At 73.2% G+C, this 19,253-nt stretch carries 18 protein-coding genes; 4 read left to right on the forward strand and 14 right to left on the reverse strand.

Annotated features, from left to right (window positions below; all coding sequences use genetic code 11):
• The 7 genes from AC5WAM_RS03660 to AC5WAM_RS03690 all read right to left on the reverse strand — a co-directional run bounded on the left by AC5WAM_RS03660 (position 1) and on the right by AC5WAM_RS03690 (position 5,988).
• Positions 1 to 786: an ABC transporter ATP-binding protein gene (locus AC5WAM_RS03660; protein ID WP_495521543.1), complete on the reverse strand. Its 786-nt coding sequence runs from the start codon at positions 784 to 786 to the stop codon at positions 1 to 3.
• Complete coding sequence (locus AC5WAM_RS03665; RefSeq protein ID WP_495523494.1) at positions 783 to 1,778, reverse strand: FecCD family ABC transporter permease; 996 nt, start codon at positions 1,776 to 1,778, stop codon at positions 783 to 785. The genes AC5WAM_RS03660 and AC5WAM_RS03665 overlap by 4 nt, the downstream gene beginning before the upstream one ends.
• Positions 1,779 to 1,822: 44 nt before the next feature.
• Positions 1,823 to 2,866 carry a FecCD family ABC transporter permease gene (locus AC5WAM_RS03670; protein ID WP_495521544.1) on the reverse strand — a complete coding sequence of 348 codons (1,044 nt, stop codon included), beginning with the start codon at positions 2,864 to 2,866 and terminating at the stop codon, positions 1,823 to 1,825.
• Entirely contained in the window at positions 2,863 to 3,858 is a 996-nt protein-coding gene (locus AC5WAM_RS03675; protein WP_495521545.1) for an ABC transporter substrate-binding protein, read from the reverse strand. Before AC5WAM_RS03675 ends, AC5WAM_RS03670 begins: the two co-directional genes overlap by 4 nt.
• Before the next feature lie 65 nt (positions 3,859 to 3,923).
• Positions 3,924 to 4,778, reverse strand: coding sequence for a siderophore-interacting protein (locus AC5WAM_RS03680; protein WP_366789826.1), 855 nt, complete (start codon positions 4,776 to 4,778; stop codon positions 3,924 to 3,926).
• On the reverse strand, positions 4,775 to 5,014 hold the full coding sequence (locus tag AC5WAM_RS03685) for a phosphopantetheine-binding protein (protein ID WP_495521546.1): 240 nt from the start codon (positions 5,012 to 5,014) through the stop codon (positions 4,775 to 4,777). The genes AC5WAM_RS03680 and AC5WAM_RS03685 overlap by 4 nt, the downstream gene beginning before the upstream one ends.
• Before the next feature lie 734 nt (positions 5,015 to 5,748).
• Positions 5,749 to 5,988: a hypothetical protein gene (locus AC5WAM_RS03690; protein WP_495521547.1), complete on the reverse strand. Its 240-nt coding sequence runs from the start codon at positions 5,986 to 5,988 to the stop codon at positions 5,749 to 5,751.
• Positions 5,989 to 6,138: 150 nt separating this feature from the next.
• On the opposite strand from AC5WAM_RS03690, the gene AC5WAM_RS03695 reads away from it, so the two are divergent.
• Together AC5WAM_RS03695 and AC5WAM_RS03700 are read left to right on the forward strand one after the other, a co-directional pair.
• Entirely contained in the window at positions 6,139 to 7,350 is a 1,212-nt protein-coding gene (locus tag AC5WAM_RS03695) for a hypothetical protein (protein WP_366789823.1), read from the forward strand.
• Positions 7,343 to 7,912: a hemerythrin domain-containing protein gene (locus AC5WAM_RS03700; RefSeq protein WP_366789822.1), complete on the forward strand. Its 570-nt coding sequence runs from the start codon at positions 7,343 to 7,345 to the stop codon at positions 7,910 to 7,912. Before AC5WAM_RS03695 ends, AC5WAM_RS03700 begins: the two co-directional genes overlap by 8 nt.
• A 16-nt stretch (positions 7,913 to 7,928) precedes the next feature.
• On the opposite strand, the gene AC5WAM_RS03705 is transcribed toward AC5WAM_RS03700, so the two are convergent.
• From AC5WAM_RS03705 to AC5WAM_RS03725, 5 genes are all read right to left on the reverse strand, one after another.
• Positions 7,929 to 8,552 (reverse strand): TetR/AcrR family transcriptional regulator, encoded by a 624-nt coding sequence (locus AC5WAM_RS03705; RefSeq protein ID WP_495521548.1) that lies wholly within the window; start codon positions 8,550 to 8,552, stop codon positions 7,929 to 7,931.
• A gap of 97 nt (positions 8,553 to 8,649) precedes the next feature.
• A complete protein-coding gene (locus AC5WAM_RS03710; RefSeq protein WP_495521549.1) occupies positions 8,650 to 10,206 on the reverse strand; it encodes a phytoene desaturase family protein in 1,557 nt (518 codons plus the stop codon).
• A gap of 115 nt (positions 10,207 to 10,321) precedes the next feature.
• A complete protein-coding gene (locus AC5WAM_RS03715) occupies positions 10,322 to 12,616 on the reverse strand; it encodes a serine/threonine-protein kinase (RefSeq protein WP_495521550.1) in 2,295 nt (764 codons plus the stop codon).
• On the reverse strand, positions 12,589 to 13,524 hold the full coding sequence (locus AC5WAM_RS03720; RefSeq protein ID WP_495521551.1) for an oxygenase MpaB family protein: 936 nt from the start codon (positions 13,522 to 13,524) through the stop codon (positions 12,589 to 12,591). Before AC5WAM_RS03720 ends, AC5WAM_RS03715 begins: the two co-directional genes overlap by 28 nt.
• Before the next feature lie 260 nt (positions 13,525 to 13,784).
• Positions 13,785 to 14,597: an ArsR/SmtB family transcription factor gene (locus AC5WAM_RS03725; RefSeq protein WP_366790029.1), complete on the reverse strand. Its 813-nt coding sequence runs from the start codon at positions 14,595 to 14,597 to the stop codon at positions 13,785 to 13,787.
• A 398-nt stretch (positions 14,598 to 14,995) separates the two neighbouring features.
• Between AC5WAM_RS03725 and AC5WAM_RS03730 the strand changes: the two genes are divergently transcribed.
• Together AC5WAM_RS03730 and AC5WAM_RS03735 are read left to right on the forward strand one after the other, a co-directional pair.
• Entirely contained in the window at positions 14,996 to 15,424 is a 429-nt protein-coding gene (locus tag AC5WAM_RS03730) for a peptidase inhibitor family I36 protein (protein WP_366789816.1), read from the forward strand.
• 264 nt (positions 15,425 to 15,688) lie between these two features.
• Entirely contained in the window at positions 15,689 to 17,206 is a 1,518-nt protein-coding gene (locus AC5WAM_RS03735; RefSeq protein ID WP_495521552.1) for an FG-GAP-like repeat-containing protein, read from the forward strand.
• A gap of 146 nt (positions 17,207 to 17,352) precedes the next feature.
• Here AC5WAM_RS03735 and AC5WAM_RS03740 read toward each other — a convergent pair whose 3' ends face one another.
• Together AC5WAM_RS03740 and gnd are read right to left on the reverse strand one after the other, a co-directional pair.
• Positions 17,353 to 18,102: a nucleotidyltransferase domain-containing protein gene (locus AC5WAM_RS03740; RefSeq protein WP_495521553.1), complete on the reverse strand. Its 750-nt coding sequence runs from the start codon at positions 18,100 to 18,102 to the stop codon at positions 17,353 to 17,355.
• A gap of 265 nt (positions 18,103 to 18,367) precedes the next feature.
• A complete protein-coding gene (gnd, locus tag AC5WAM_RS03745) occupies positions 18,368 to 19,252 on the reverse strand; it encodes a phosphogluconate dehydrogenase (NAD(+)-dependent, decarboxylating) (protein ID WP_495521554.1) in 885 nt (294 codons plus the stop codon).
• Position 19,253 lies beyond the last annotated feature (1 nt).

Genomic DNA, 19,253 nt, shown 5'->3' on the forward strand with positions numbered 1-19,253 from the left:
TCACTCTCCTTGCAGGGTGGGGACGACCATCGGCGTGTCCGTCACGGGGTCGGGGACGATGATGCTCGGCAGGTCGAACACGTCCTTGATCAGCGCGGCGTCCACGACGGCGCCGGGCTCGCCCTCGGCGACCACCCGGCCGTCCTTCATGGCGACCAGGTGGTCGGCGAAGCGGCACGCCTGATTGATGTCGTGCAGGACGGCGATGACCGTGCGGCCCTCGTCGCGCAACCGGGCAAGCAGGCCGAGCAGTTGGTACTGGTGGGTGATGTCCAGGAAGGACGTCGGTTCGTCGAGCAGCAGGTACGGGGTCTCCTGGGCGAGCACCATGGCCATCCAGACCCGCTGGCGCTGGCCGCCGGACAGCTCCTGCACCGGCCGGTCGGCCAGGTCGGCGACGCCCGCGGCGGCCATGGCCGCGGCGACGGCCGCCTCGTCCCGGGGCGACCACAGGGCCAGGAGCGACTGGTGCGGGAAGCGTCCCCGGGCGACCAGCTGGCGGACCTTGATGTCCTCGGGGGCCAGCGGGTCCTGCGGCAGGAAGCCGAGCTGCTTGGCCAGGGCCTTGGGCGGGTAGCCGCCGACCTCGCGGCCGTCGAGCTCGACGTGCCCGGAGTCGGGGCGCAGCAGCCGCACGAGGGCCCGCAGCAGGGTCGACTTCCCGCAGGCGTTGGGGCCCACGATGGCGGTGAACGCGCCGTCGGGGACGTCGAGGCTCAGCCGGGTGGAGACCACGCGGTCTCCGTAGCGCAGGGTGATGTCCCGCGCGGTCAGGCGTGCGGTCACGCGCGCCTCACCTCCTTGGTAAGCAGCCAGATCAGATAGCAGCCGCCGATCGCGGTGCTCACCACTCCGACCGGCAGGGAGACGGGCGCGAGGAGCATCTGGGCGATGAGGTCCGCGCCCTGCAGCAGGACCGCGCCGGTCAGTGCGGCGGGCAGCAGCGGGACGCCGGGCGCGCCCGCGAGCCTGCGGCCGATCTGCGGGGCGGCCAGGGCGATGAACGCGATCGGACCGGCGACCGCGGTCACCGTGGCCGTGCAGCCGACGCCGACGACGACCATGAGGAGCCGCAGCCGGTCGAGTCCGACCCCCGTGGTCACGGCGACGGCGTCACCGAGGGCCGCCTGGTGCATGGCGTGCGCCCGCGTGGCGATGAGGGCCAGCAGGACGCCGATGACCGTGACGGGGATGCCCAGGTCCTCCCAGCCCACGTCGTTGAGGGAACCCGCGCTCCAGCCGACAGCGGCGATGGCGACCTCCAGCTCGGCGCGCAGCACGATCCACGAGTTGAGCGCGGTCACCATGGCGTTGACGGCGACGCCGATCACCACGAGGCGCAGCCCGGAGAAGCCCCGGTCGTACGCGAGGAGGTAGATCACGGCGGCGACGACGAGACCGCCGAGCACCGAGCCGACGGCCAGTTGCGCGGAGGTTCCGGACAGGACGGTGAGGGCGACCAGGGCGCCGGTGTAGGCGCCCGCGTCCAGGCCGATCACGTCCGGGCTGCCCATGGGGTTGCGGGTGAGGTTCTGGAAGAGGGCCCCGGCCACGCCGAGCGCGGCGCCGAAGACGAGGGCGGCCAGGACCCGGGGCAGCCGCCAGTCCTGGATCACCACGGAGGGCTCGGCCCCGCTGAGCGCGGCGAACACCTCCCTGGGGGTCGACCAGGACGCGCCGTAGCAGAGGCCCACCAGGGCGAGGGCCAGGATCAGTGCGGTCAGGACCGTGACGAGCACCACCGTGCGGCGTTCGACCCGCAGTCCGAGCGCGCTCACCGCGCTTGCCCGCCGGGTGCGTACGGCGGTCGTGTCCGGCGTGTTCACAGTGCCCCCGCCCCGTGGCGGCGGACCGCCCAGATCAGCATGGGTCCGCCGAGGAACGCGGTCACGATGGCCACCGGCACCTCGCCGGTGGGCAGCAGGACGCGCGCGCCCATGTCGGCGACGAGGAGCAGGATCGGGCCGAGCACCATCGCGTAGAGGATCAGCCACGGCACGGAGCCCCCCGCGGGCCTGCGGACCAGCTGCGGCACGATCAGGCCGACGAACAGGATCGGCCCGGCCACCGCCGTGGCCGCCCCGCTGAGCACGGTGATCAGCACGAGGGCGGCGGCCCGCACGCGGACCACCCTCGCGCCCAGGGTGTGCGCCACGCTCTCGCCGAGGCTCAGGACGTTCAGTGCCCGGCTCAGCAGCAGCGCGCCGATCAGGCACACCGCGATCGCGGTCAACGGCCATGCCAGCGGCGCCTGTTCACGGCCCGCGAGGGAGCCGACCGACCAGAAGCGGTAGGTGTCGAAGGCGTCCGGGAGGATCAGGCGCAGGCCGAGGGCGACGCCGTTGAGGACCGCGGTCAGGGCGACACCGGCGAGCACCAGGCGCAGCGGCGAGTGCCGTCCGACGGCGGCGACGAGCAGGGCCGCGAGCACGGACCCCGTGACGGCGAAGCCCAGTTCGCCCGCCTGCCCGCCGGCCAGGCCGAGGGCGGAGCCGATGGTGATGGCGAACCCGGCGCCCGCGGTGACACCGAGGATGCCGGGCTCGGCCAGGGGGTTGCGGGCCAGCGTCTGGATCAGCGCGCCCGCCACCGCGAGGGCGGCGCCCACCGCGACGGCGAGCAGCGCGCGGGGCGCCCGGACGTCCCGCACGACCACGTGGTCGTCGCTGCCCCGGAAGTCGAACAGCGCCCGGACGACCTCCGTGGGCGGCACCGAGCGGGCGCCGACGCCGATGCTGAGCACGGCGACGGCCGCGAGCAGCACCAGGCCGCCGACGAGCAGCCCGATCCGCGGCCCGCCCCGCTCGGCGGGTGCCGTCCGCTGCCCGGTGGATGCCGCTTCGGACGCGCGGCCCGCGACGGTCACCGCTTCAGGAGCGGAGCGAACGACTCGTCGATCGCGTCCAGGGTCTGCATGGCCTGTCCGTAGGTCGCGGCCTCGGTGTAACGGATCGGGAAGGTCTTCTTCGCCTTGACGGCGGGGAGGTTCTTCCACAGCTTCGAGTCCATGACGTACTGGACCGACTTCGGGACGCTGCCGTCGGCCATCACCGAGTACGTGATGGCGTCGGCGTCGCGCAGCGAGGCAGGGAGCTCCTCGATGGAGGGGTACTCGCTGACCGCGCGGGAGCCGGGGCCTGGCTTCTTGACCTTGCCGTAGTACTCGGCGCCGATGTCCTCGGCGATGTTGGTGCCCCAGGAGCGGCCGAACTCGCGCTGGAAGGTGCCCTTGGCGGACTCGCCGTAGGCGCCGACGTGGCCGAGCTCGAGCTGGGGCAGCACGTTCTTGTACTTCTTCTTCAGCTCGGCGGCCTTGGTCTCGTACCTGGACCGCAGCGAGTCGAACCGCTTGAGGGAGCCCGCGGCGTCGGCCTGCTTGCGGGACAGCTCGCGCCACGCGGACGGCACGGTCGGGCCGATGGCCACCACGGGGGCGATGGACTCAAGCCGCTTGACGTCGATGTCGCCGAGGACCGGGGCGGGGACGCCGATGACGATCAGGTCGGGCTCGGCCTCGGCGATGGCCTCGTAGTTGGTCTCGGTCGCCTGCTCGCCCGCGACCTTGGGCACCTTCTTGTAGGTGGCCAGGTCCTTCTTGCTCATCATGGGCTCGCCGCGCTTCCACGACGAGATGCCGACCAGCGGTGCCTGGGCCTCGATCATGACGGGCACGGCGTAGCCGGTGGCGACCACGCGCTTCGGCTCGACCGGGATCTTGATCTTGCCGTTGTCCGCGGCGAACACCCGGGTCCTGCCCTTGTCCGACGCGTCCGACCCGTCCTTGGACGACCCGCATCCGGTCAGGACCAGGCCCAGCGCGACGGCGCCGGCCAGGCCCGACGATCTGCGTATCGGCATGTGGAGCTCCTTGCTCTTTCGGGGAGACCGCCCCGCGGGGCGGCGATGGGGAGGGAGGGAACGGATCAGTGGTCGTGCTCGTCGTCGAAGTCGGCGACGCCGCGCTTCCAGTAGCCGGTGATGTCGTGGTCGGCCTTCTCCAGGCGCAGTTCGTCGCGGGCCCAGCGGCGCAGCGGCTTGATCTGCCCGGCCTCGCCCGCGACCCAGACGTAGATCCGTTCGCCCTCGGGCACGGTCACCTGGGTCACGGCCCGCGCCAGGGCGTCGCCGCTGCCCGGCGGGCGGCCGCCGCGGTGCAGCCAGCGCACCTCGACGCCTTCGGGAGCGGAGAGGTCGATCTCCTGTGCGGCGTCGGCGACTTCGACGAACGCCCAGCCGCGCGCGTCCCGGGGCAGCTCCTCCAGCCAGCGTGCGATCGCGGGCAGCGCGGTGATGTCGCCCGCGAACAGATAGCGGTCGTAGGCGTGCGGGACGATCAGTCCGCCGGGCGGGCCCGCGACGTGCACGACGGCGCCCGGCTCGACCGCGTGGGCCCAGTCCGACGCGAGGCCGCCCGCGTGCGGGACGATGTCGATGTCGATCTCGCCCGCTTCGGGGTCGTAACGGCGCACGGTGTACTCGCGCGAGGTGGGCGAGGGGCGCGGCCAGCGCAGCATCGACCCGTCCGGCTCGGGAAGGCGCAGCGTGCCGTCCGGCTCCGGGAAGAGCAGCTTCACGTGCTCGTCCGGCGCGTGGGCCTCGAACCCGGCGGCGCCCGGGCCGCCCAGGGTGAGCCGCAGCAGGCCGGTGCCGACCATGGCGGTGCGGACGACCTCGGTCCGCCGGACGCGGATCGGGTAGCCCACCTTCTCGGCGTGGCGGCCCGCCCTGACCTCCGCGATGCGCTCCAGGTGCCGGTCCCTGTGGTCCTTGAGCGTCATGCGGCGCCACCGGTCAACAGTGCGGTCCAGTGGCCGAGTTCGGGCCGCTCGGCCAGGTCGGGGAACTCGACGGCGGCCGCCCCCGCGGCGCGCCAGCGCTCGATCAGGGTCATGATGCGCACCGAGTCCAGACCGTGGTCCATCAGGTTGTCGTCGGGCGCGATCTCGGCGGGGTCGCAGTCGAGCAGCTCCGCGACGTCGGCGCGGATCCTCTCGGGCGACAGGGACTGGGTCATCGGGTGGCTCCTGGGGACATCGGGGCCGACGGCGCGGTCGGCACGGGGTGGGCGGCCTGGCGGCCGAGGGAGGCGGGGCGTCGCGGCGGGCGGCGCGGAGGGGGTGCGCCGTCCGCCGCGCACGGCGATCACCGCCGCCGCCCGGGTGCGCCGACGGCCCGTACCGGCGTACGGAACTCGGCGGTGGTCGCCGCCGGTTCACCACCGGGCCCGGCGGCCCGGCGCACCGGTACGGAAGGCAGGGACACGTCAGCGTTTCCTTTCTCGGGCGTGCGCGGTCGCGCCACCGTCGGCGAACGGGTTCTGCGGGATGCCATGCCGGGCAGCAAGTGCACGGAAGCAGTGGGGAGTTGGCGAGGGCGACGCCCCTGCCGGACCGCGGGCGCGGCCGACGCGCGGCCGCCGTCACCCGCCCCCGGGCGACGTCACGTCGGCGCGTCGGCCGGATCCGGCGGATCCACGCCGCACCGAGACGCCACAGCCGCCCCCGCACCTAAGGCACCTAGCTCTGAAACCCCCGCAATCCACACATACTCCCCCGCTCGCTCAGGTAAGGCTAACCTAACTACTTATGCGCGGTGTGCGCAAGTGATCTTCACGCCGTGCGACCACGCACGACACGACCTGGCGGCACACAGGCCACAGGGCCATGTGACGTGTCGTCACATGGCCCTGTGGCACGGCACTTCGCAGCGTGACCCGCGCGAGCGGCGGACCGCGGCGGCGCCGCTCCCTCACCCCCGCGGCGCCCCCTGGCTGCCGCCGCTCCCCTGTCCCCACTCCTCCGGCCCGCCCCCGCGCCACTCGATCAGCGGTGACACGGCGACTTCCACCGGGTCGAGGTCCAGGCCCGCGCGCCGCAGGAACTCGGTCACGTCGGCCAGGCTGTGGGCGACGCCGACGTACTCCCCGTGCACGTCCACCCGTCGGCCGCCGGACGGGGACGCGCGGTGCACCACGATGTCTGCTGTCATGCCTCCAGCGTGCGCCCGCGCCGCGGATGACGCAGTCCGACGTGCCGCCACCAGGGTCTGGCCGAGCGGCACCGGCCCGTCGTTTCGCCCATCGGGCGCCGGGTACCCGGCGGCGGCCTTGTCCCGCACCGCGAAGCCGAGGAGTCCCCGATGACCCTGAACCCCCTGGAGCAGCGAGGCATCCCGTTGGACCGCCAGATACGCTCCTGGCGCGAACTGGACGTGGAGCCGATCGACCCCGACCACTGTGATCCGTACACCCGCTGCCGGATCATCACGATGAACGGCATCGAGGTCGAGGCGGCGCTCTTCAGCCATCAGTTCGCCCGCCACTGTCCGGACCCCGAGGTGCGCCGGCGCCTCGCCGAGGTCCGGTACGTCGAGCAACAGCAGCAGAAGGCCGTCAACTGGCTCCTGCCGGGACTCGCCTCGGTCCTGGAGACGACCATCGCGTACGAGCAGGTCGCCGTGGACCTGACCGCCTGGGTGGCCCGGTCGGAGCCGGATCCGTATCTCCAGCAGGCGTACCAGTTCGGGGTCCTGGAGGACTTCGACCACCTGTTCCGGTACGCGAACCTCTACGAGATGATCGAGCACCGCAAGGCCGACGCGATCGTCGAGCAGCTCACCGAGGTCATGCCGGGCCGCCCCACCAAGCTCCACCACCGGCACCCCGTGGACAACCTCCGCGAGCCGTACGACCGCGCCACCGCGCAGCCGCTGTCCAAGCTGCACGCGCTGACCGTGATGTCCGCCGAGCAGCAGACCATGAACTTCTACATGAACGTCGGCCCGCAGTACATGGAGCCGATCGCCCGCCAGCTCTACCAGGAGATCGCGCTCGTCGAGGAGGAGCACGTCACCCACTACGAGTCCCTCGTCGACCCCGGCGAGACGTGGTGGGAGCAGCTCGTCACCCACGAGTACAACGAGTGCTACCTCTACCACTCCTTCATGGAGCAGGAGACGGACCCCCGGGTGAAGGCCGTCTGGGAGCTGCATCTGAACATGGAGCTGGAACACCTGCGCATCGCCTGTGACCTGATGCGCCGGCACGACGGCCGCGACCCGCAGGAGGTCCTCGCGCCCGAGCTGCCGAACGTCCTCACCTTCGAGCCCAACAAGCAGTACGTACGCGGTCTCCTCGACACGCAGATGGACCTGACCACGCTGGGCACCGGCTACGTGCGGGACGCGCACGAGCGGTTCCAGCGGCTGCAGGACCAGATCCACGGCGGCGAGGAGCCGCCCAGCGAGCGCGTCATGGCCCAGCACGACGACCTGTTCGGACGCGAGTACCGCTCGCAGACCGAGGGCGACCACCCCGACACCGCCTCACGGGAGAGGAACCGCCATGCCTGACACGCCCGCGAGCGACGGCGACGTCGTCACCCTGCTCATGCGGCAGCACGGCGACATCCGCACCCTCTTCGACTCGGTTGAGCAGAGCACCGGCGACGAGCGGCGCGCCGCCTTCCGCCACCTCGTGCGGCTGCTCGCCGTGCACGAGACGGCCGAGGAGGAGGTCCTGCACCCCTACGCGCGCACGGCGTTCGCAGGCGGCCGCGACATCGTGCGGGACCGCCTCACCGAGGAGAAGGAGGCCAAGGAACTGCTCTCGCGCCTCGACGGGGTGGACCCGGAGGACCCCAAGTTCCTGCCCGCGCTCGCGGTGCTGCGCACCGAGGTGATGCGGCACGCCCGCGCCGAGGAACGGTACGAGTTCCCGCACGTGCGCCGGCACGCCGGGGCCGGCCGTCTCACCGCCATGGCGGCCGGGGTGCGGGCGGCCGAGGCCGTGGCTCCCACGCGCCCGCACCCGGGTGTGGAGTCGGCCGCCGGGAACGTGACCCTGGGCCCGCTGGCGGCCCTCGTCGACCGCACCCGCGACGCCGTGCGCGAGGCCATGCACAAGGACGGGTGAGCGCGCGTCCGTCGTGTCAGCGGCGGTCGATCGCGTGCAGGGTGAAGGTCACCAGTTCCTCCTCCGCCGCGTTCAGGTCGAGGTCCGGGTGGGCCAGCCAGTGGCTGATGACGCCGTCGATGGCGCCGCCGACGGCCAGGGAGGTCGTGGTGGGGTCGAACGGCCGGAAGCACCCGGCCTCCTGGCCCGCGGTGAGCAGCTCCGCGAGGGCCTGCCAGCGGCCCGCGGTGTCGTGGCTTCCGGGGGTCTTCAGGCGGGTGCCGCCGTGATCGTCGAGGAGCATCTCGGTGATGACGCGCACATGGCGGCGGTTCTCCCGCTGGTAGCCGACCATGGCGCGGACGTAGGCGACCACGGCGGCGCGCGGCTCCGGCGCGGCCGCGACGCGCTCGCCGACGTACGCGGTGAACTCCTCCAGGACGTGGGCCAGCGCGGCCCGGGTGAGGTTGTCCTTGGAGGCGAAGTGGTAGAGGACCGCGGCCTTGGACAGGCCCGCCCGCTCGGCGATGGCCGACAGGGACGTCGACGGGTGGCCCTTGGTGGAGATCAGGTCGATCGTGCACTCGATGAGCTGGCGACGGCGGGCCTGTTCGGTGAAGGTCGGTGCGTCCACGCGGCGGCCGTCTCGTGGGGCAGCCATGGTGAGCACCTCTCGTTTCCTTCACACGCGCGCGGGGCGCTCCTGCCGGCCCCGCGCCGACCGGGACCGACCGTACACCAGTGCCGATCGCCGCTGGTCAGCGCTCCAGGACCGCCATCGCGGCGTTGTGGCCCGCGATGCCGCTGACACCGCCGCCGCGGCGGGCGCCCGCACCGCAGAGGTGGACGTTCGGATGGGCGGTGGCCACGCCCCAGCGATCCTCGCGGCCCTCCGCGTCGTCCGCGTACGGGAAGGAGAGGTCCCCGTGGAAGATGTTGCCGCCGGGCAGGCGCAGCTCGCGCTCCAGGTCCAGGGGGGTCTTCGCCTCGACGCAGGGGACCCCGTCCGCGTCCGTGGCCAGGCAGTCGGCGATCGGCTCGGCCAGGTGCGCGTCGAGCTGGGCGAGGGTGGCGGCCAGGAGCGCGTCGCGGGCCGTGGCGTTGGTGGCCTCGGTGAACAGCCGGGCCGGGGTGTGCAGGCCGAACAGGGTCAGGGTGTGGTAGCCGCGCTCGACCAGGTCGGGGCCGAGGATCGTGGGGTCGGTCAGGGAGTGGCAGTAGATCTCCGAGGGCGGCGCCGAGGGCAGCGCGCCGCCCGCGGCCTCGGCGTGGGCCCGCGCCAACTCCGCGTAGCCCTCGGCGATGTGGAAGGTCCCGGCGAAGGCCTCGCGGGGGTCTACGGAGGGGTCGCGGAGCTTGGGCAGCCGCTTGAGCACCATGTTGACCTTGAGCTGGGCCCCTTCGGCGGGTGGGGGCGGCTGCTGGCCGGTGAGGGCGGCGAGTTCGTGCGGGGAGGCGCCGACGAGCACGTGCCGGGCGGCGACCGTGCCGTCGCCGTCCGCGGTGCGGTAGGACACCTCGGCGCGCAGGCCGTCGGTCTCGACGCGCGTGACGTCGTGGCCGGTGAGCAGTTCGGCGCCCGCGGCGAGGGCGCGGTCGGCCAGGGCGCGGGTGAGCGTGCCCATGCCGCCGACGGGGACGTTCCAGTCGCCGGTGCCGCCGCCGATGACGTGGTAGAGGAAGCAGCGGTTCTGCCGCAGGCCCGGGTCGTGGGCGTCGGCGAACGTGCCGATCAGGGCGTCGGTCAGGACGACACCGCGCACCAGGTCGTCGGTGAAGCGGGCCTCGACGGCCCGGCCGATCGGCTCCTCGAACAGGGTGCGCCAGACCGTGTCGTCGTCGACGAGCCGCCGCAGCTCCGCCTTGTCGGGCAGCGGTTCCGTGAGCGTCGGGAAGATCCGCCGGGCCGCGTGGGCGGTGAGCGCGTAGAAGTCGCGCCAGGCCTCGTACGCCCGGTCGTCGCCGGTCAGCCGGGCGAAGGAGGCCCGCGTCCGGGACTCGCCGCGGCCCACCAGGAGCCCGGTGGGACGCCCGTCGCGGACGGTCGGGGTGTACGACGACACGGAGCGGGTGCGCACCCGGAAGTCCAGGTCCAGATCGCGCACGATCTTCCTGGGCAGCAGGCTCACCAGGTACGAGTAGCGGGAGAGGCGGGCGTCGAGGCCGGGGAACGGGCTGGTGGACACGGCGGCGCCGCCCGGTCGGCCGAGGCGCTCCAGGAGCAGCACGGACCGGCCCGCGCGGGCCAGGTAGGCGGCCGCCACCAGCGCGTTGTGGCCGCCGCCGATCACCACGGCGTCATAGCTGGGTCGCATGCCTCTTCGTAGCACGGATCAGTTTTCGAGGGGGCGTTTCGCGGGGCGGGGAGGCGTTTGGCGCGGCGTGCGGCGCGGGTGTCGGGCGCGCGGGGCTGCCGGGGCGCCCGGTGTGTCAGTGGCCACCCGTCGCGCGCTGCTGGCGCAGCGCCGCCACCCTGCGGTAGAGCGCCACCGCCTCCGCGCCGCGCCCGAGCTGCTCCAGGCAGTGGGCCTCGTCGTTGCGGCTGGCGAGGGTGTCGGGGTGGTCGGCGCCGAGGACGCGCTCGCGGGCCGCGGCCACGTGGCGGTAGGCCGTCAGCGCGTCCGCCCAGCGGCCGAGCCAGCCGAGGCCGACGGCGATCTCGCGGCGGCTGACGAGGGTGTCGGGGTGGTCCGCGCCGAGGACGCGCTCGCGCACGGCGCACACGTCGCGGGCCTCGGCGAGCGCCTCCTCCCAGCGGCCCTGGCGGCCGAGGTTGACCCCGAGGCCGTGGCGGGCGCGCAGGGTCTCGGGGTCGGCGGGGCCGTTGACGCGGGTGCGGTCCTCGATGAGGGAGCGGTAGAGCTCCAGGGCCTCGGCGCTGCGGCCGAGGCGGCCGAGGCTGATGCCGACCTCGTAGCGCGCGGCGAGCGTGTCGGGGTGGTCGGCGCCGAGGGCACCGGCGCGGGCCTCGGCGACCTCGCGGTAGGTGTGCAGTGCCTCCGGCCAGCGGCCCAACTGGCCCAGGGTGTAGGCGACTTCGTAGCGGGTGACGAGGGTGTCGGGGTGAGTGGGGCCGAGGACGCGGGCGCGGGCCGCCGCGACGTCGCGGGCCAGCCGGTGGGAGTCCTCCAGGCGGCCCAGGCGGCTGAGGTTGAACGCCAGGTTGTGGCGGCAGCGCAGGGTGTCGGGGTGGTCGGGGCCCGCGGTGCGCGACCGCACGGCGAGCACTGAGGTGTACACCTGGTGGGCCTCGAAGTGCCGACCGAGCTGGCCCAGTACGTACGCCATCTCCTGGCGGACGGCGAGCGTGTCCGGGTGTTCCCCGCCGAGCGCGCGCTCGCGGCCCTCGGCCACGCGGGTGTACTCGCGCAGAGCGTCGGCGGGCCGCCCGGTGCGGCTGAGCGAGAACCCGACCTCGTAGCGGCTGGCGAGGGTGTCGGGGTGGTCGGGCCCGAGGACGTGCTCGCGCTCGGCGGCGACGGCGCGGTGCACCTCGCCCGCCTCCGTCCAGCGGCCGAGGCGGCCGAGGCTCAGGCCCGCGTTGTGGCGGCTGACGAGGGTGGCGAGCACGTCCGGCGACGGGGTGGAGCGGCCCGGGGCGGGCCGCGGCTCACCGGTGTGGCGTCCGCTGGTGCGCGGGATCCACTCGCCGGTGAGGCCCGCGGCCGCGTCGGGCGGGGGCAGGCGCAGGGGGCCCGCGCCGGTCGCCTTGTGCCCGGTGGTCATGCCGCGCGTCCACGACGGCAGGGACGGATCGGACCGGCCGGGCAGGGGCCGTCCCGTGGGCCGCTCGGGAGGCGGGTGCTGGGTGCGGCGCAGGGGCGGGCTGACGACGGTGGGGACGTAGGTGGGGCGGGTCGCCTTGCCGCCGCGGCCCGCGGCGATGCGGCGGCCCAGTTCGCGGGCGTCGCCGGGCCGCTGGTCGGGGTGTTTGGCGAGCAGGTCGAGGACGATCCGCTCGAAGAACTCGGGGAGTTCGCCGCGGCGGCGGCGCGGCGGCTCGGGCTCGGTGTCGCGGTGGCCGACGAGGATCGCCCACGCGTCGTCGAGGTCGAACGGCGGGGCGCCGGTGGCGAGTTCGTACAGGACGCAGCCGAAGGAGTACAGGTCGCTGCGCTGGTCGACCTCGGCGCCGCTGATCTGCTCGGGCGACATGTAGTGCGGGGTGCCCATGGCGATGTTGGTGTTGGTCAGGCGTGAGGTGAAGCCGATGTCGGCGCCGAGCCGGGCGATGCCGAAGTCGCAGATCTTCACCGTGCCGTCGCGCAGCCGCATGATGTTCGCGGGCTTCAAGTCGCGGTGCACGATGCCCTGTTCATGGGTGTAGGCGAGGGCGGACGCGACCTGGTCGGCGATGTCCACGACGTCGGCGACGGGCAGCGGGTGGCGCGGGTTGTCGTCCAGGAGCTGGCTGAGGTTGCGGCCTTCGAGGAGCTCCATCACCAGGAACAGGACGCCGTCGCACTCGCCGAAGTCGTGCACGACGGTGATGCCGCGGTGCTGGAGCCCGGCCGCGACCCGGGCCTCGCGCCGGAAGCGCTCGCGCAGGACGCGGGTGAACGCCGCGTCGTGCTGGGGCCCGAGCGGCTTGAGGCACTTGACGGCGACCCTGCGGCCGAGCGATTCGTCGCGGGCCCGCCACACCTCGCCCATGCCGCCGCGGCCGATGAGGTCGAGCAGCTGGTACCGGCCCTGGATCAGCCTGGTGTCCCCCGACTCTGGCATCTCGTGCTGTCGCCCCCGTCGCTTCGTCGCGCCCTCCCCGGCCCGTCCAGTATGGCGTCCAGTCCGGCGACTTTGTACGACGCGGGGCGGCTGCCCGGGCCGAGCCGGGCCATGGCGCGCAGGATGTGCTTGGGCGGCAACTGCCAGCGCAGACGCGCGGGAACGCAGCGCAGCACGGTACCCGTGGTGACGAGGCGGCGCGTCACCGCCGCGGGCGGCGGCGCACTCCTGCCGTACAGCTCGTGGGCGTAACGGGGCAGCGACGCGTAGGCGAGGTCCGCCACGCGCCGCCACAGCAGGGCGCGCGCCGGGACCAACAGGGGCGCGGTGGGCGGCCGCCGCAGGAAGTCGTCGACGACGCGCGCCTCCGCTCCGACGGCGAGGTCGGGGGCCACCTTCTCGAAGTACGCGGCGAGTTCGGCCGTCGACGCCGGTACGCGGGCGGGGTCGAGGCCCACCAGGCGGGCGCTCTCGCGGTGTTCGGCGACGTACCGGTCGGCGGCCGCGTCTGTGACCGGGAAGCCGGAGCGGCGCACGACGTGGAGGTAGGAGTCGATCTCGGCGCAGTGCACCCACAGGAGCAGCTCGGGTTCGTCGACGCCGTAGCGCTCCCCCGTGTCCGGGTCGGTCGCCGACAGCATCGTGTGTATCTTGCGCACCCGGGCGCCCGCCGCCTCGGCGGCCTCGGTGGTGCCGTACGTCGTCGTGCCGACGAAGCCCGCGGTGCGCATCAGGCGGCCCCAGGCGTCCTTGCGGAAGTCGGAATTCTGCATGACGCCGCGCACGGCGCGCGGGTGCAGCGCCTGGAGGTACAGGGCGCGCACGCCCGCGACCCACATCATGGGGTCGCCGTGCATCTGCCACGTCACCGACGAGGGCCCGAAGAGCCCGGGGTCCGCGTCCCTCATGCCCCCACCTCCCCCGTCAGGCTACCCGCAGGCGGGGGGTTTGCCCCGGGGCGGTGCGCAGCGCTTCGGCGGGAGGCGCGCGGTCCCGGACACGGCCGCACCTCCCGGACACGGCCGCGTCGAGCTCGCCCCTTCGGGCGGGCGGGGCCCTCCGCCCGCCCGTCCCCCGTGAGGTGCTCACGGAGGGCGGAGGGCCCCGCCCTGCTTCAGGTCGCCGCGGACACTGCGGGCACCGCGGGCGCTGCGGGCACCGCGCAGGCTCACGCGTCCTTGCGGTGCGGGTCCGGAAGTTCCTCGCCCGTCTCCAGGAGGGTCTTGAGGCTGGAGAGGAGCGCGGCCCAGCCGTCGTGGATCATCTCCAGGACCGTGCTGCCGGGCTCGAAGCCGTCGTGGACGACCGTGAGCTTGACGGTCTCCCCCTGCGGCTCGATGTCGAACGACACCTTGGAGCGCTTCTCGGCGGCGATCTTCGCGAGCGACTCGTCGTCCAGGTTTACGGCCTTGGCGAAGCCGGGCGTGAAGGTGTGCCAGGTGTAGGAGAGCTTCCGGTAGGGGTCGCACTCCAGGACGACCTGCTCGGGGTCGGGGCCGGTCAGGCCGTGCCCCTCCCAGGCCATGACCGAGCCGGGCTTCCAGTCGGTGACGAACTCCAGACCCCAGTAGCGCCGGGTGAAGACCGGGTCCGTCAGGGCCTGCCAGAGCTTCTCGGGGGTGGTCTTGATGTACGTGGTGTAGACGAACGCGGTGTCGTCGGTGCGGCTCATGGTGCTGCTCTCCAATGCGTGCTTGAGATCGGCGAGCGCGTGGGCCCGCGCCCGGTCGTAACGGCTGATCCAGCGGTCGGCGATGGCGTTGATGGGCTCGGCGTTGAGGTAGTGGAGCTTCTCCCTGCCGCGCCGGACGGTGGTGACCAGACGGGCCTCCTCCAGCAGGGCCAGGTGTTTGCTCACCGACTGCCGGGCCATGTCGAGCCCCGCGCACAGCTCCCGCAGGCTCTGGCCGTTGCGCGCGTTCAGGCTGTCGAGGAGCCGTCTGCGGCTGGCGTCGGCCAGCGCCTTGAAGACCTCGTCCATCTGGTGGTCCATCCCCGCCCTCCAATATGCAGCCGTTCAGCTGCCTAAAACGATAGGCAGCCATACGGCTGCATGTCAAGGCGGGCCCCACGAGCCGCGCGACCCGGGACGAGCCCCTGCGGACAGCCCCCCCCCCCCCCCCCCCGGAACGAGCTCCGGCGGACAGCTCCGCCCCCCGGGACGAGCCCCACCGCCCTGCGCCGAGGGCCAAGCAACCCCGCGCTCAGCGCCAACTCACCGAGCCTGACGCAGGCCACAATGTGAGGGCAGCCGGAAGGGGAACGGGGCCCGGCACCGTGCTGTCACTCGCGCCTCGCGCCCCTCACCCCTCGCGCCACGACCGGGCTGCCGCTCCATGCGCCTCTCCAGCACAGCACTCCTACCCGAAGGGGAAATCCGTGCGGAAATCGCTAGCCGTGTTCGCCGGTGCCGTCGCGCTCGCGGCGACATTCGTCGGACCGAACGCCGCCAGTGCGTCCGAGACCCGGTTCACCGAGGTCCCCGGGGTCGAAGGCCTGTACCGGGTGACCGGAGCCAACAGCGACGCCATCGCGCAGGACGCCTACGACCGCTGCGGTGCGGGCACGTGCTTCTTCCAGCACTACAACGGCGAAGGCCTGTTCTGGACCGTCCCGAGCTGCGGACGCCACCACGTTCCCTCCTACCTCGACGGCAAGGCCACCTCCGCCTGGAACAGGACGCCGACGCCCGTCATCCTCTACGACGGCACCTACACCGGGCGCCTCGGCACCATGCCGGGATGGTTCAAGGGCAACCTCAACCCCGCCCACGACAACAAGCTGAGCTCCGTCGACGCGGCCTGTTGACCCTGCCTCGCATCAGAGGCCCCGGGGCCACCGTCCGAGCCGCCCGCGAGCCGCGCCTCCTGAGGGCGCGGGTCGCGGGCGGCCTCGCGCGCCGCGGAGAGGCGGGGCGGCCCGCCCGGCCCGGTCACTGCCCGGTCACCCACAGAGACCTCTGGTGCGCGGGGCAACCATTGGGCGACGCGGGTGGTCAAGGGAGTGAACCGGCGGTGAACTCCCGTACGGGCGTGCGCCGCCGACCTCCGATCAAAGGAATCCGGGAACCTTATGTCTCCAGCACGTCGCCGAGCCCGTCTCACCACGCCCCTGGTCGCCATGTCCCTGCTGACGGGTGGGCTGACGATCTGGTCCCTCGGCCAGAGCCCGGCCGAGGCCGCGACGCCCGCCGCCCAGAAGGCCGCCGCCGCCAAGGCGACGGACGACTTCAACGGCGACGGCTACGCCGACCTGGTCGTCGGAGCCCCGGGCGCCACCGTCTCCGGCAAGAAGAAGGCCGGGTACGTGGCGGTGGCCTACGGCTCCAAGAACGGCCTCGACCCCGCCCACAAGAAGATCATCAGCCGCTCCACGAGCGGAGTGCCAGGACCGGCCGCCACCAAGCAGGAGTTCGGCCGCTCCTTCACCAAGGGCGACCTGGACGGCGACGGCTACACCGACCTGGTCATCGGCACCGGCTGGCGGGACGCGGGATCGGTGATCGTATGGGGCTCCGCGTCCGGCCTCACCGGCGGCACGAAGATCAACACGTATGGTCACGCCCCGCAGGCGGGTGACTTCGACGGCGACGGCAAGACCGACCTGGCGCTGTTCGCCACCGTGGCGTCCCACGGCGACGACCCGGTCGACCAGCGGGCCGAGCTGTGGAAGGGCCCGATCTCCCGCACTGCCAAGCCCACCGCGACCCTCGACTTCATGGACAAGTCGCAGTGGTGGAGCTACGGCAGCGACGACCGGCCCGACCTCAACTGCTCGCCGCTGCCCGACAAGCCCGAGAGCTGCATCGACGGCCCGCGCTCCGTGAAGGGCCCGGTCGTGCCCCGGGCCGTCGGCGACATCAACGGCGACGGCCGCGCCGACATCGCCGTGAACGACTACTACGGCGACGGCGAGTGGGGCAACAGGGTCCTGTACGGCTCCCCCACCGGCTTCAAGCGCGGCCAGGCCCCCGGCGCCAACGGGGCTCTCGCCCTCGGCGACATCAACGGCGACCACTACGACGACCTGGTGGTCGGCGACAGCGACTACCAGTCCGGGGTCACGGTCGCCTTCGGCTCGAAGGACGGGCTGAAGGTCGGCGACGGCCAGGTCCAGAGGTTCGACCAGGACCTGCCCGGCGTCCCCGGTGCCGAGGAGGACGGCGACGGCTTCGGCGCCTCCGTCGCCGTGGGCGACGTCAACCGCGACGGCTTCGCCGACATCGCCGTCGGCGTGCCCGGCGAGGACATCGGCCGGGTCACCGACGCCGGTTCCGTCGTCCTGGTGCGCGGCAGCGCCACCGGTGTGACCGGCACCGGTGCGCAGGCGTTCCAGCAGGACACGCCGGGCATCCCCGGCGTCGCCGAGAAGGGCGACGCGTTCGGTGCCGCCACGGCCCTGCTCGACGTCACCGGCGACGGCCGCGCCGACCTCGCCGCGTCCTCGGTCAACGAGAACGCGAGCGCGGGCGCCCTGTGGTCGCTGCGCGGCACGTCCACGGGGCTCACGGCCAAGAAGTCCGTGGCCTTCGGGCCCAAGGACCTGTCGGCTCCGTCCGTGGCGGCGCTGTTCGGCAGCGCATTGCGCTAGCGCTTCGCCTTGAGCCGCGATGGCCGTTGGCCGCCTGCGGGTTCGTCGTGGCTGATCGCGCAGTTCCCCGCGCCCCTTCCGGGGCGCTCCCCGTCGGGGCACGACCGCGTAGGGGCGGAGAGTGCTGCCCTCCGCCCCTACGTCGTTCAGGACGCTGCCGCGAACAGCTTCTCCGCCCCCGCGACCGCTCGCGCCAAAGCCTCCGGGTCCGGGCTCAGGTTCGTCACGATCGTGTCGAGGTCGCGGAGCCCGGCGCGTTCCAGGAGGCGCTTCTCGTTCGTGGTCCACTCGCCGCGCGCCGCGAGGACCGCGTGGGCCGTCTCCATGGCGGCCACGGCGAGTGCCCCCGCCACCTCGGTGGCCCGGCCTCGCCCGGCGTACGCGCCCTCGGCGTACCGGAGTGTCAGGGCGGCCCGGCCGCGCCAGAACGCCGGGGCCGCCTCGCGCAGCGCGGACGGGTACTCGGGGCGGGGCAGGGCGCCGCTCAGCACCTGGTTGACGGCGAGTTCGGCGACGAGGAGGTAGCTGGGGATGCCCGCGAGGTGGAACATCAGCGGCTCCCAGTGGAAGCGTCCCTGCCGGGCCTGCGTCAGCTCGTGCTCGACGACGTCGAGGTCGCGGTAGTGCACGTCGACGCGACGGCCCTCGATGCTGAGCCAGGCCCCGCCGTTGAAGACGCCCCCGCCCCACTCCCCCAGCTCGGACACCTCGCCGTCCCAGCCGATCGCGCGCAGGTCCGCCGGGTCGAAGGCGCCCCGGTAGTACACCGCCATGTCCCAGTCGCTGTCGGGTGTGTGGGTTCCCTGGGCGCGCGAGCCGCCGAGGGTGACGGCGTGCACGGCGGGCAGGGCGGCCAGCCGTTCGGTGACGGAGTGCAGGAAAGCGTCGTCGGTCATGGGGTTCCGATCGTGTGAAGGGGATGACGGGCGTGCGGGCGCGCCGCGCCGACGCCGGAGCCGGGGCTCGGACGGCGTCGTACGGATCGGCGCGCGGAGGTCATCACTCACTTCATGGGGCGTGATCGTACGGCCCCTGTCGCGGTGCGGCCAGCGATTTTCCGCGCGGCCCCACGGTGCGGCCGGTGAAGGAACCGCACCCTGGGGCCGCGAGGACCGAGGGGGCCGTGGATCACAGCCCCCTCAGCCCCCGTTCAGTGCTCGCTCAGTGCTCGCTCCGGGACTCGACGGCGTGGCCGCCGAACTGGTTGCGCAGCGCCGCGATCATCTTCATCTGCGGCGAGTCGTCCTGCCGGGAGGAGAACCGCGCGAACAGCGACGCCGTGATCGCGGGCAGCGGCACCGCGTTGTCGATCGCCGCCTCCACCGTCCAGCGGCCCTCGCCCGAGTCCGCGGCGAAGCCCCGCAGCTTGTCCAGGTGCTCGTCGTCGTCCAGCGCGTTGACCGCCAGGTCGAGCAGCCAGGAACGGATGACCGTCCCCTCCTGCCAGGACCGGAAGACCTCCCGCACGTCCGTCACCGAGTCCACGGCCTCCAGCAGCTCCCAGCCCTCGGCATAGGCCTGCATCATCGCGTACTCAATGCCGTTGTGAACCATCTTGGAGAAGTGCCCGGCGCCGACCTTGCCCGCGTGGACATAGCCGAAGTCGCCCTCGGGCTTGAGGGCGTCGAAGACCGGCTGGACGCGCGCGACGTGCTCGTCGGCGCCGCCGACCATCAGCGCGTAGCCGTTCTTCAGGCCCCACACACCGCCGGAGACACCGCAGTCGACGAAGCCGATGCCGCGCTCGGCGAGCTCGGCGGCGTGCTTCTCGTCGTCCGTCCAGCGGGAGTTGCCGCCGTCGACGACGACGTCGCCCTCGGCGAGCAGGTCCTTGAGCTCGTCGATCGTGGACTGGGTGGGGGCACCGGCCGGCACCATCACCCAGACCACGCGGGGGCCTTCGAGCTTGTCGACGAGTTCGGCGAGCGAGGCGACGTCGGAGACCTTCGGGTCACGGTCGTAGCCGACGACGGTGTGGCCCGCGCGGCGGATGCGCTCGCGCATGTTGCCGCCCATCTTGCCGAGGCCTACGAGTCCGAGTTCCATG

The sequence above is a fragment of the Streptomyces sp. JLYT201 genome, from assembly GCF_059448825.1.

What these genes read in the sequence shown, in the direction of transcription:
- AC5WAM_RS03725 (WP_366790029.1), bottom strand. Translation starts at nt 14,597, where the DNA reads ATGGACGAGGTCTTCAAGGCGCTGGCCGACGCCAGCCGCAGACGGCTC.
- AC5WAM_RS03740 (WP_495521553.1), bottom strand. Translation starts at nt 18,102, where the DNA reads ATGACCGACGACGCTTTCCTGCACTCCGTCACCGAACGGCTGGCCGCC.
- AC5WAM_RS03680 (WP_366789826.1), bottom strand. Translation starts at nt 4,778, where the DNA reads ATGACGCTCAAGGACCACAGGGACCGGCACCTGGAGCGCATCGCGGAG.
- AC5WAM_RS03720 (WP_495521551.1), bottom strand. Translation starts at nt 13,524, where the DNA reads ATGAGGGACGCGGACCCCGGGCTCTTCGGGCCCTCGTCGGTGACGTGG.
- AC5WAM_RS03710 (WP_495521549.1), bottom strand. Translation starts at nt 10,206, where the DNA reads ATGCGACCCAGCTATGACGCCGTGGTGATCGGCGGCGGCCACAACGCG.
- AC5WAM_RS03735 (WP_495521552.1), top strand. Translation starts at nt 15,689, where the DNA reads ATGTCTCCAGCACGTCGCCGAGCCCGTCTCACCACGCCCCTGGTCGCC.
- AC5WAM_RS03695 (WP_366789823.1), top strand. Translation starts at nt 6,139, where the DNA reads ATGACCCTGAACCCCCTGGAGCAGCGAGGCATCCCGTTGGACCGCCAG.
- AC5WAM_RS03705 (WP_495521548.1), bottom strand. Translation starts at nt 8,552, where the DNA reads ATGGCTGCCCCACGAGACGGCCGCCGCGTGGACGCACCGACCTTCACC.
- AC5WAM_RS03700 (WP_366789822.1), top strand. Translation starts at nt 7,343, where the DNA reads ATGCCTGACACGCCCGCGAGCGACGGCGACGTCGTCACCCTGCTCATG.
- AC5WAM_RS03690 (WP_495521547.1), bottom strand. Translation starts at nt 5,988, where the DNA reads ATGACAGCAGACATCGTGGTGCACCGCGCGTCCCCGTCCGGCGGCCGA.
- AC5WAM_RS03685 (WP_495521546.1), bottom strand. Translation starts at nt 5,014, where the DNA reads ATGACCCAGTCCCTGTCGCCCGAGAGGATCCGCGCCGACGTCGCGGAG.
- AC5WAM_RS03715 (WP_495521550.1), bottom strand. Translation starts at nt 12,616, where the DNA reads ATGCCAGAGTCGGGGGACACCAGGCTGATCCAGGGCCGGTACCAGCTG.
- gnd (WP_495521554.1), bottom strand. Translation starts at nt 19,252, where the DNA reads ATGGAACTCGGACTCGTAGGCCTCGGCAAGATGGGCGGCAACATGCGC.
- AC5WAM_RS03675 (WP_495521545.1), bottom strand. Translation starts at nt 3,858, where the DNA reads ATGCCGATACGCAGATCGTCGGGCCTGGCCGGCGCCGTCGCGCTGGGC.